Source organism: Pantoea sp. B566 (genome assembly GCF_024793925.1).
Classification (GTDB): Bacteria; Pseudomonadota; Gammaproteobacteria; order Enterobacterales; family Enterobacteriaceae; genus Pantoea; species Pantoea ananatis.
In genome coordinates this window covers 58,285-70,185 of record NZ_JANUQL010000003.1, presented here as the reverse complement: position 1 = coordinate 70,185, position 11,901 = coordinate 58,285, and the positions used below count along the sequence as shown (strand labels likewise).

General features: G+C 49.6%; 10 protein-coding genes and 1 riboswitch. Of the genes, 3 read left to right on the top strand and 7 right to left on the bottom strand.

Annotated elements, in window-relative coordinates:
- Positions 1-8 precede the first annotated feature (8 nt).
- From NYE92_RS02040 to NYE92_RS02020, 5 genes are all read right to left on the bottom strand, one after another.
- On the bottom strand, positions 9-293 hold the full coding sequence (locus tag NYE92_RS02040) for a hypothetical protein (protein ID WP_019105355.1): 285 nt from the start codon (positions 291-293) through the stop codon (positions 9-11).
- Between the two features lie 149 nt (positions 294-442).
- A complete protein-coding gene (locus tag NYE92_RS02035) occupies positions 443-643 on the bottom strand; it encodes an AlpA family transcriptional regulator (RefSeq protein WP_014606020.1) in 201 nt (66 codons plus the stop codon).
- Positions 644-969: 326 nt separating this feature from the next.
- Entirely contained in the window at positions 970-2,184 is a 1,215-nt protein-coding gene (locus tag NYE92_RS02030) for a phage integrase central domain-containing protein (RefSeq protein ID WP_014606021.1), read from the bottom strand.
- A 691-nt stretch (positions 2,185-2,875) separates the two neighbouring features.
- On the bottom strand, positions 2,876-3,265 hold the full coding sequence (locus NYE92_RS02025; RefSeq protein WP_014606022.1) for a hypothetical protein: 390 nt from the start codon (positions 3,263-3,265) through the stop codon (positions 2,876-2,878).
- Positions 3,266-3,394: 129 nt separating this feature from the next.
- Positions 3,395-4,414 (bottom strand): magnesium transporter, encoded by a 1,020-nt coding sequence (locus NYE92_RS02020; protein ID WP_014606023.1) that lies wholly within the window; start codon positions 4,412-4,414, stop codon positions 3,395-3,397.
- A 73-nt stretch (positions 4,415-4,487) separates the two neighbouring features.
- Positions 4,488-4,661: riboswitch (M-box (ykoK) riboswitch) on the bottom strand.
- Between the two features lie 569 nt (positions 4,662-5,230).
- Here NYE92_RS02020 and NYE92_RS02015 point away from each other — a divergent pair.
- Complete coding sequence (locus tag NYE92_RS02015) at positions 5,231-5,782, top strand: GNAT family N-acetyltransferase (protein WP_024472141.1); 552 nt, start codon at positions 5,231-5,233, stop codon at positions 5,780-5,782.
- A gap of 111 nt (positions 5,783-5,893) precedes the next feature.
- On the top strand, positions 5,894-7,318 hold the full coding sequence (locus NYE92_RS02010; protein WP_259018447.1) for a trehalose-6-phosphate synthase: 1,425 nt from the start codon (positions 5,894-5,896) through the stop codon (positions 7,316-7,318).
- Positions 7,319-7,491: 173 nt separating this feature from the next.
- Here NYE92_RS02010 and NYE92_RS02005 read toward each other — a convergent pair whose 3' ends face one another.
- Positions 7,492-9,456, bottom strand: a complete 1,965-nt coding sequence (locus NYE92_RS02005) for a methyl-accepting chemotaxis protein (RefSeq protein WP_033770758.1) — start codon at positions 9,454-9,456, stop codon at positions 7,492-7,494.
- Between the two features lie 358 nt (positions 9,457-9,814).
- Between NYE92_RS02005 and NYE92_RS02000 the strand changes: the two genes are divergently transcribed.
- Positions 9,815-10,111, top strand: a complete 297-nt coding sequence (locus NYE92_RS02000; protein ID WP_029568698.1) for a hypothetical protein — start codon at positions 9,815-9,817, stop codon at positions 10,109-10,111.
- Between the two features lie 598 nt (positions 10,112-10,709).
- On the opposite strand, the gene NYE92_RS01995 is transcribed toward NYE92_RS02000, so the two are convergent.
- Positions 10,710-11,888, bottom strand: coding sequence for a Gfo/Idh/MocA family protein (locus tag NYE92_RS01995; protein WP_024471205.1), 1,179 nt, complete (start codon positions 11,886-11,888; stop codon positions 10,710-10,712).
- Positions 11,889-11,901: the final 13 nt, after the last annotated feature.

The following is an 11,901-nucleotide window of genomic DNA, read 5'->3' as shown; positions in this document are numbered from 1 at the left end:
AAATAGATTTACATATAGGCTAACACTAAGGCTTTGGTATGCAATGTCATTACCTCCATTCTCACCCCTTCGAAATCGATAAGATAGCGCTTATTTTTTGCTACACCCTTTTTAGCTCGTTCTATTACTTGGTCATAGACTGTTTCCATATGATGATTATCAGTAAGTAAATTAAATGCCTCTTTGGGCCCTTTTTTGACTATATCCCAATAAATACGGTAATACTCTTTCATCGCTGATAGTAGAAACATCTCAGTAGCGATCCTATCAAAACCATTATTTTTCTTATTCATATATTTTTCCTTTTCTTTGTTTAAAGTGTAAAATACCCTGCATTATTAATGCATAAAATATTTTAGTTTTTATTTTATAGTATTGTAAAAAACACAGCGTTTAACATTTTACATAGAACCTCCTCATCGTATTAATAGTGTATTTTCCATTAATCAGCATGTTTACGTGAAAACTGAATAATATTTTCAATCCATTCATCGATTTCACTTTCAACAAAAGCTCTGGCTCTTATTCCGATCTTTATCGGTTCGGGGAATACGCCCTTGCTAATAAGTCGATAAATCCATGCTTTACTATATCCTGTTTTATTCATCACTTCCGGCAGGCGAATAAGTCTTCTTGTTGTCATATATTTCTCCGTTGTTGTTTTGATGAATGTAGTATCTGCAGATCGCTTATGACGTTCAACCCTCGGAAAATCAGAATTGAACCTGAATTGATCGTTTTTTATACAAATCAGTATGAAATGGTGGGAGAGCTGTCACTGGGCGGGGTGTAGAGTGATTTAGCAAAAAGTGCTATTTATTTTGCTGTTTTAAAGTATTTTATAATTTTCATATTAATCAATTAGTTAATAAATGTCAGTTTAAATTCTGACTTAATTCTTATCTGCTTTAGCCAAGAAAAAGGGCTATGCCCGTTAAGACATAGCCCTTCTTTCATCAGCAGTTATCCTTACTCACGCCGATTAAACGCTCCCTGCACCACATTGCCGCCTTTCTCAAGGCTTGCCATGTAGTCAGCATACCATTGCAGCATCTCACGTCTACCATCTAGGTATTGCGCATGGTTGTAGGTGCCACGGATAGCATTCTTATCCACATGCGCCAGTTGGGTTTCAATCCATGCGGTGTTATAGCCCTGTTCATGAAGAACGGTGCTCATGGTATGACGGAAGCCGTGACCTGTAACCCGGCCTGTATAGCCAATTCGCTTAAATACCTGATTGATACTGGCTTCGCTCATGGTCTTACTTGGGTCATTGCGTCCCGGAAACAGTAAAGGAAATTGCCCCGTCATTGCTCTGATCTGTTCGATAATGGCTAACGCTTGGGTAGATAGCGGGATGATATGAGGGCGGCGCATTTTCATGCGTTCAGCAGAAATTTCCCATAGCGCTTTCTTGGTATCGATTTCTGACCATAACGCACCGCGCAATTCACCTGTTCTCAGGCCAGTAATGATCAGCAATCTTGCTGCCAGCACCATCAGTTCACTACCAGAGTAGCCAGCAAGGGCTTTAAAGAAAGCAGGAAGCTCTTCAGTGGTCAGGAACGGGTAATGTGTAGATTCATGCCCCTGCATAGCACTGGTGAGATCAGGCGCGGGATTATACTCGGCTCTGCCTGTCACGATGGCATAGCGAAACACTTCGCCGCAGCGTTGACGCACTTTCTTGGCTTTTTCGGTTGCTCCTCGGTCTTCCATCTTTTTCAGCACGTTCAGTAGTTCCAACGGCTTGATGTCTGCAACAGGACGTTGACCAATGAACGGGAAGACGTCTTTGTTGAAGGCTTCAAGAATGTCAGAGGCATACCCTGCCGACCATTTCTTCACTTTCATGTTGTGCCATTCGAGCGCAATTTGCTGAAAGGTGTTTTTGACTTCTTCGATGTGGGCTTGTTTGCTTTCTTGCTTAAACGCACTCGGATCAACGCCATTAACCAGCAGCTTTTTAGCATCATCTCTTTTACTTCTGGCATCGGCTAAGGTAATGGTCGGGTAGACACCAAACACCACACATTTTTCTTTACCTGCGATCCGGTATTTCATGCGCCAGCTTTTAGTGCCGTTCGGGAACACCTCCAGATACATGCCCCCACCGTCCGCTAACTTGTAGGGTTTATCTTTGGGCTTGGCAGTCTCTACCTGTCTGGCATTGAGCTGCATTTGGGGGCATCTCCTTTAGACCGAACACGATATGCCCCCACCGATGCCCCCAACTCACCGTAGATTTCTGTGAACGCGAGTATACGAGCAGAGACAATAAGGGCCGTAAAACCGCGTATTATAAGGGTTTAAAGGGTGTTTGAGTAGACTTTGGGAGACGTTAAAATAAGTAGGATGGTGCCGATAATAGGAGTCGAACCTACGACCTTCGCATTACGAAAGCGAGCCAACTTCAAAATGAGCACAAGCATGAGTGCATGAAAGATATGACGTTAAATAAACCAATAAATATCAATAAAATAAAACATAAGTCACGGTTCAACGTCTAAATAAAATGTGTTGTCTTTGAGATGTCAGAAAATATCATGAACTCTCAAAATCCTCTAAAATCCACGCAACTGCGTGGATTTTTCATATTATCTCAAATTGATTTTACAAACGCTTCATAAAGAGAAAGCGTAAGTAACTTCCTCCACACGATCTACATCCTCACAAGAGAAACACCGAAATCATAGCGACCATAGCAAGTTATAAGTAAGCATTTATAGAAATCCTGAAAGGAATTTTTAAGGTGCATAGTTCAATACGGTTGCTCCAATAAGTGAGGGTAGAAGTGGTATTCGCCATGCTGCTATCCTACTACGCTTAACGAATACGACTGTTTCTTCGCATTCGCAACAACCATCTGGCATTACTCAGCCTGATAAAGACGTCCCTCGCCCGACCTCGCCTTCCGCCACACTTCATCATCCGTAAGTTCAGTCTGGATGAGTTCAATCGGCACGCCAGCATCGTTGATCATCGCAACAAAAAAACCGTCGATCGGCTCATAGGGCCCAAGTATAACCTCCTCATCGCGAATGGCCTCCAGGAGATCGGCCACCTTAAATGCCACATGTGGCACAGTGCGGATCAGATGATGCAAAGGTGAATCGGCTTCAAAACGGTGCCACTGCACCCGGAACTGGCCTGGGTTATCGGCGGTGTACATGCCGGCACGTTGACTGTAACTGCCGTCTTGCAGGCCATCACTGACTGGAATCCCTAAGTGGTGAAAATCATACTGCAGGTGTTTTTTCAACGTTGTACTCCTGAGGGTTAATGTCTGTCAGACAGATAGGGTAACAAGCCAGTAATGATCAGCTGCATTTTCGCGCCATCAGACTCACCCGATGGCGCGTCAGCCCCATTTATTGAGGCAGAGCCCGAATCAAATTCCCATCACATACTGCGCGATTTTGAAATAAATGATGAGCCCTGTGCCGTCAATAAAAGTGGCAATAAAGGGCGCAGAAACCACCGCCGGATCAACACCTAACTTTTTCAGTAACATCGGTATGATTGACGACACAATCGCGCTCCACACAGTAATGGCCACCAGCGACAAACTGACAACCAGCGTGACCTCTGCGCCAACGCCCATCATCCATGCCCGTATCCATGCCGCAAGGCCGATAGTGGCCGCGATCAGCAGGGACGTGGAGATTTCTTTGCGTAGCACTGCACCAAGCCTTGCCAGACTAACCTCCCCTAACGCCATGGCCCGCACCAGGGTAGAGGTGATCTGTGTACCGCTATTGCCGCCGGTGCCAATCAACAGAGGAATAAAAAAGGCGAGCGCAATTGCCGCCTCCAGCTGATCTTCGAAGGCTTTCAGGACATTGCCCGTATAGGCCTCAGCCACAAAGAGCATCAGCAACCAGACGGCTCTTTTTCGCCAGAGCGCCCAAGGACTGGTTTCAAGATAAGGTTTGTCCAGCGGCAGACTGGCGCCCTGACGCTGTGCATCTGCGGTGTTCTCATCCGCAATCAGGCGTGCAATCTCCCGTTCACCCAGCACACCAACCAGCGTATGGTTGGCGACGACGGGCAGGATATCGATATTCTCCTCCATCAGAATATGAGCAATATCACCGCGACTGTCATCCGGCGTCACTTTCGTGAAAGCATGACGCATCATGACACCAACCGGTTTATCTTCATCATGGCATTGCAATAATGTTTTAACCGCAAGCGTGCCGCGTAAATGGTAATCGCGTGCGGTAATAAAGACTAACGAAGGGATCTCATTTGTTTTTAACTGCGACAGAAAATAAAGCTTTGCTTCTTTTACCGTCAGTGTGTAGGGGAGCGTAATAAAATTCGGGTTCATATACTGCGCAACGGAGGCGTCATTTACGCCGTCAGCATTGAGGCGCGAACCGGTAGAAAGATGCTGTATTTTTTGCATTGAAGTGTCCCTATATCGGCTAAAACGTCATCAGCGAATCGTACAGGGGCGTAACCAAAGAGGGAGTGAACGTAGGCTATCTCCGCGTCCAGGTTTTAGCACTATACAACGTATCTGATTCATTAATCAGAAGTTACCTTGGGCTGAACCTTAATCCGATAAAGCCTGTCTTAACCTTGGGCATCTCTCGATGTCGTCAGATCAGTAACCTGTGTTTGTATAGGAGCCTCGCCAAACGAGATACTGTGTACTTAAAACGCGGCTAATATAGAGGGAGAATGCTGATATAAAAAGAAACAATCGATTCTTATTGAGAATACGTTTAAGGAATTACAAAAATATAAATAAAATTACTTTACATTAATATTCTTGGTGGACAACCATAGAAATCACCCCTTTATGAATCGTTCAGCGTAATCAGTGACGCTTCCTGTGCCATTTCATTTCCCAACCCAATGAACATTCGTCAATAATCGTTGCTAAAACGTGGGAGCCTGTACCTGTGTTTACCCAGATACTGTCTTAGCCGTTTATCAGTAACGTCATTTAACGCATGCACGTCTCCATTCTGCAGGGATGAATCTTTGCTAAAAAGACTCAGGAGACATTTCAGGCACACAGCCAGCTTTCAGACATAGTCGCTATGTTTAAGACCGATCCCTTAACACCTGATAATGGGTACAGCCAGCCCATATCACCGCTTTTCCTTTGCACCCTTTTTACACCTCGCCATTTCTTTTTTACGCCACTTTTACACGCCGGGCGTTTTAATCAACGGCACCGGGTACTCATGGCCCATGCATAAGGAAGTCGTTGATGAAATGCGTTAATGCGCCCTTTTCTCTGCCTGTCAGTGGCGATGCCGCTTTAATCGAGCTGGCTGAGCAGCAACGTCTTCGGCTGATGTCACCCCGTAAATGGTTCAGAGACGCAATTGAGGTCAACACCGATCCGGCCAGGCTTAACCCGCGGCTGATTGCTCAATGGCTGGGGGCGACGATCCCCGATGCGCGCCTTCTGACGCTGGCGTTGAACAGCAGTCTCTGTTTTGGCGTCTACCGCAATGCACGACAAATCGGCTTTGCACGCGTCATAACCGATATGGCCGAAACCTGGGTAATCCAGGATCTGTTTATTTCGCCAGAATATCGCTTTATCGGTCTGGGATCCTGGCTATTGCGCTGCTGTCTGTCGCATCCAGGTGCCTGCGGCTGCCATCGTATTATCGCCCTGAGTGAATCCGCCCCGGAGTTTCTTCAACACAACGGCTTCATCTGTCATCCCTCACTGCCGGGTATTTACGTGACGCCGCCTCAGTATCACGGCGTTGACTACCCAGCAGGCTCCGATATCACACGTAGACATTAAGCGACTATAACGATGAGCAGCCTGCTTCAGTTTCTCATTCGGCCTCAATTATCCGGCTGTTGGTCGTTAAGCAATGCGACTGACGAACCTCTGTCTCACAAGGAAAACACCATGTCAGGTCTTATCCTGGTATCACATAATCATTCTCAACGTTCCACGCTTACTGCGATTTACGAAGGCATTCTCGCCCATCAAGGTGGGCTCTGGGTGAGCTGGGATGGCCAGACCGCAGTTCTGCCATCGGATACGGCAAGACCTCTGTCATCTCAGCAGAAAGATCACTATGAAACCCTGACCTTTCCCCTGACACCCGGCGAGGCGAATGAGGGTTATCACAATTACGTACATAAAGGACTCTGGCCTGTTTTCCACCAGCGCCCGGATCTGGCCCGTTTTTCCGCTGACGGCTATCGGGAATATAAAAATATTAATGAGGCTTATGCGCGTGCTATTTGTGAGCACGCCCTGCCCGAGGACAGAATCTGGATACAGGATTATCATCTGCTGGGTTGCGCCCGCTATCTTCGCGAAGCCGGTTTGACCAATCCAGTGGGCTTTTTTCTGCATCAGCCTTTCCCATCGGGCAAGATGTTTGAGGCCATTCCCGACTGGCGCTGGCTCACCGAATCCCTGCTGTGCTGTGACGTGATGGGTTTTCAAACGGTACAGGACATGAACAACTTTATTGTCTGGCTGGAAAGTGAATTCCGTACAGAGCGTTTGGCTGGCGACAGCTTTCGGGTACAAGGCCGTATTGTCCGGCTCGGCGTCTTTCCTGTGGGGATTGACCTTGACGATGCCCGCTGTCTGCGCGACAGCAATAGCTGTGCCTTCATGGAAATGCAGTGCCGCGAAAACTTGCCAGAAAATACCGTACTGAGTGGCGGCCATCTTGATGACAGTGCCGGACTGCCTTACCGAATCAGCGCCGTGGAAGTGCTGCTGCGCAAACATGCTGTTTACCAAAAAAATATTACCCTGTTGCAGCTGGCTCCGCCCTCTGCCGGGTATGCGCATCGCGCGCCGGAAATCAGTCACACCTTAGAAACCCTGTGCGGCGAGTTTAACGGCGTGCACGGCATGATGAACTGGTATCCGGTGAACTGTCTGACGCATGCTTACAGTCGGGAAGAGCAGGCGGGAATCTATCGCGCTTCCCGTGTTGCGCTGGTGACCCCACTGATGGCGGGCATGAGCCTGATGGCGAAGATGTATGTTGCACTTCAGGATCCCGATAACCCTGGCGTGCTGATCCTGTCGCAGTTTGCAGGCGCAGCAGAGCAGATGGACGGCGCGATAATCGTCAATCCTTACGATCCCGATGCGATGGCCGATGCCATTCATAGCGCACTGCTGATGCCGGTCAGGGAACGGCGTCATCTTCACGCGCGTCTGATGAAGGGATTGCATTTGCACAGTAGTCATCGCTGGTCTCAGGCATTTTTGTCCATGCTGAGCGATCAGCCCGTGATGCCCGGGCCGGTCGTCGCAACCGCCCCCTCTTTGCGTCTGAACAGTAGTCGGGCCCGATACTGACGTTACCGTCCTCAGTAAGCGGCAGGTCTGCATCGCCTCTGCTTTGCGGACCGGGCTTTTAGCTGCAACACAACGATGAAATAGCCTGAAAACGGCTCAGCCCTGAGCCATTTTCATCAAGCTATTGAATCGCAGCCGCTGGTGCAGCGTGGTGATAACGGCTGAGGCGTGCGTTAACGAGAAGCCGAAAGGGTTTGCAGCACTTTCAGCTCGGCCACCGCTTCCTGCATGGCATCCATTCCCGCCGTTAAGGTGCGCAGGCTATCCAGCTGTTTCGCCATACCTGCCCGCTCATGGCGGGTGCGGTCGCTCATCGCCGCTATGGCATCGGCTGCGTGGATACTGCGCTCTGCCATGTCCGTGGCAGTTTGCACGGTGTTTGTCGCCACATTGCGAATGCGGGAAATCGTGCTGACCGCATCGTTGATATTGCTTGCCGTGGCTTCCGCCTGCTCTTTGGAGGATTGCGCCAGACGACGCACTTCTCCGGCGACAACCGCAAACCCCCTGCCCGCCTCACCCGCACGGGCGGCTTCAACAGCCGCATTAAGCGCCAGAATATTGGTCTGGAACGCGATATTGCTGATGCCATGCGTAATGACGTTGATGCCATTGGAGATCGCCTCCAGATCGTCCAACCCGTCGCCTAAGCGGCCCTGTGCCTGCTGGCTCTCTTTGGCGATATCGCTGATAGCGCGGATGCTGCTCTCGGCCATCGTCAACGCCTCACTCTGGCTCTGGGTTGCCGCCTCAAGCACCGGCAGTGCCTGGACGATAGGCGCTAACTCCTGCTGATAATTCACCACGCGCGCCAGCACGCCGGACTGCACCCTGTTCAGCGCCTCCCAGCGACGCAGGGCGCGCTGAGCGTAGTGAGCCGCATAGCTGGCATATTCCACCGGGAATTGCGCCATCGCATTGACGCTGTGATTAAAGAACACCAGCGCAGAGAGCGTCTGGTTGATCGGCACGCCGAGAATCTCACCAAAACTGGAGAAGCCGGCGGCCGGGATCCCTTTAAAGAAATGCGCATCGTGCAGCTTATCGGCATTCCCTACGCGACGCAGTATGCAATCGTTCATCAGAATCGCTGCCGGTTTGCCGTGGCGTTGGGTAAAGGCCTGCCAGTCACGCTGCGTGGCCTGTTTAAAATCGGTTTCACGCATTAAGTAAAGCCGATCGCCAAATTCCAGGTCGCAGAAAAACTGCACGCTCTGGCTGTCCATTTTCGCCACGGAACGAATAAAGAAGGCTTCGCCTACCTTGACGGCAAATGTCAGACCTTTAAGCCGCTCGCTGAGCTGCTGTTCGTTGCAGCCAAGATGTTCGGCCAGCGCCTGGGTGAATGGCTGCTGCTGTCCCTGCGCGTTGAACACCGACGTCAACGTACGCTTTACCGGATCGGCCTCTGCAATCAGCCAGCTTTTATTCAGCGGTTCGAAATTCTGGCTTTTGAAGGGTGCGAAGGATTTACCCGCTGCCATTTTGCAGAACACGATAACGGCCTTGCCCTGCAGCACACGACCGCCGACACCCATCCATGTGCCGTCAAAGGTTGCACGTCCTCCTGCGGAGCCACCAATCGCCAGGCACGGAAAGCGCCCGGTGTTATACCAGGCCTGCATCAGAAAGCCTTCTGATGCGGACAGTCCGTCGCAGTAAATCATAGCGAAGGTGCGATCGGCAGAAAGCGGCATGCGCAGCTTCAGTGCGGCCAATTCATGCTGAATGGCGCTGATGCGATCGGTCGCCGTGTGCGTGTCGTGAAGATGCAGATCGACAATGTGCGTTTCATGCTCCGCTATCAGGTTGCGAGGCAGCCAGAGCCAGCTGCCCTCTTGTCCGTCTCCCTTGCAGTAAGTTGTCTGCTTGCCGCTGGCGCTGAGCGCCCCGTTCGAGGAGAGCGTAATGACGGTCAGATCCGCCGATGTTAAACGTTGCCATGCCTGACTGACCTTCTGAAAATCTGCCTCTGGCGGTACAAACGTCAGCAAAATACCCGCAGCACGTTTGCTAAGGCCTGCAGCAGAGAGCGATGCAGGTAAGCTTTCACAGTGAAAGATCCCGTCCGCGGGCCGAGCGGCCCCTGCAAAACGGGAACCGGTTAAGCTTCTGGTCATTGTCTTAATGACAGACATATTGTTATTTCCATTGTAATTAAAAGGAATGCACGTACTGGTGTTGTAAAAAAGAGGGCCAAATGCTGCGCCGGTATGACCAGAACGCATGAGCCCTCTTCAGCCCCAAAAATGAGCTGAGCATGCGTTATCGACTCACGCGGCCATAGCTTCAGCGATTACCGGGATTATTATTAGCGATGCGTGCGGGTAAGCGTTTGCGTTTGATGTCCGTCAGGTATAGAGAAAGTTTGCGCCAGTTTAAAAGAATGAACGTCGGCTCAGAGCGAGAAGTGGTCTTTTGTTAATTTTCCAGAAATAAAATGGGTATGCTTTGACTTTCCGCCTTGATGAACACCTTCACAACAGGATGGACAAGATGAAACAGGTCAGGATTTATACACTCAAAGACAGCCAGTCAGCAGAAATTTATTTTCACAAACACTGGCCCCGACACAGGGTTTCTCTTTCTGCTTTTGACATTTATGTCAATGATGTCTATCTGGGAGAAAACTGCCAGGTCATTGCAACAGTGACCTATCAGGAGGGAGCAGATATACAGGCTATCAATCAGAAATACATGAGCAGCGAGGCGTTCATATCAGATATGAAAGGTTTCGACATGTCTTCAATCCTCCGGGTGGACGAAATCACCATTAAAGAAACACTTTTCTGACCACGCGACGTTCTCAGTCAACTGAGGCGTTCCCTTTTTAGCCTCTGAAATTTGTACACCGCAACTCAGTCGCCCTTATCGCGGTGTTCAGACAGAAAGCAATTGATCGGTTCACTTCCGGCTGTGAGTTCAATCAACGGATGAAACACATTGGTCGAAACGCTCTCCGGGGAATTCAGAGCCTGGCGCATTTCCCGGCCTTTCGCTGAGCTGCCTGACAACAGGGTTTAATCTTTGCCAGGGGGGAACAGATGCGTCGCTTCCTTTTGGAAAGTGTTGTCTGAGCGATCTGTTCGTCATTTCATTTGAGCCACATCGCGCGGGAGCTTAGGGATAACAGACCTAAATCTGGATGTCTGTTTCTACAGTAAATCGGGTGCGGCGGGTTATTTCGCCCGTGTTTATGTTTTATAACGCTCGAAAGCTCATTTCCGGGCTTGTTTGATGAGGGCAGATATCACCGTTAAGGCCTTGTTGTCTCTGATACAGGTGGGGATTACTAAGCGGGAGTGGCGTTATGAGAGGGTAAGAATACTGGTGGTTTTAAGCCCTCACCCATTACCTGGCCACTTGCCACAGTGGCCAGGTACGTTAATGATTATTTAATATTGAAATCAATCCATTCACCGCCCGCATCAGCAGATTTGACGCAGTGCTCTACCCAGTTCACACCGATCTGACCGGCGTGCACATCGGGATACCAGAATGATTCCAGGAATTTCGCGTCGCCACGATCGGTTGCATCCATTGCAATCGCAAAGCGGCGATAAAGATTAGACCATGCTTCAAACAATCCTTCCGGGTGTCCACCCCCGATGCGATCGTCAGCCAGAGCCTGCGAACTGAGATAAGGCATTCCGCGTTCAAGGATCCGAACAGGCTCCCCCTGGATTTCATAGCGAAGCTGGTTAGGTTGCTCATCCCACCACTCCAGGCTTGCCTTCGAACCCACAACACGAATTTTCTGACCATGCATAGAACCGCAGTTCACCGCTGAGCACCACATAGAACCCACCGCACCGTTGTCATATTCCATCAGCACATAGGCGTTATCTTCCAGCGGTGCGCGGGATTTGACAAAGCTCTGCCGCGAGCACAGCAACCGTGTGATGCTCAATTGAGGCAGCATCGTTTCAGCCAGAAACAGCGGATGGGTAGCCAGATCGCCCAGAACATAACCTGGCCCGACATATTTAGGGTCCACGCGCCAGCGGGTGGAGGGATTATCCAGTTCTACTGCTTCTGCATGAAAACCGTGCGCGAAGGACATGTTAATGATACGGATATCACCGAGCAGCCCTTCCTCGATCATCTGCCGCGCCTGCAAAATTAATTGATGCCCTGCATATCCATATGTGACACCAATGATTTTTGTATGGGTTCTGCATAACGCCGCAAGAATGCTTGCTTCCTCGCCGGTAAAACAGAGCGGCTTTTCGCAAATCACATGCAAACCGGCTTCCAGTGCAGCTTTGCATATAGCAAAGTGTGTATTGTTTGGGGTGGCAATTGAGACAGCTTCAATGCCATCTTCACGACTCGCCTCTTCCCGGAACAGGGTTGCATAATCGGGATAGCATCGATCTTCTGCAATACCGAGTTGAACACCAAAGGCTTTACCTCGTTCAGCATCAATATCTAATACGCCTGCCAGTAAAGTGAATGCGTTGTCTCTTAAGGCTGCAGAACGATGAATATAACCAATCTGGCTTGTGCCACCTCCCCCAACCATTCCCCAACGAACAGATCTGTTAAGCGGTTTTAGTCCGTTAATCATAATGTTATCTCCG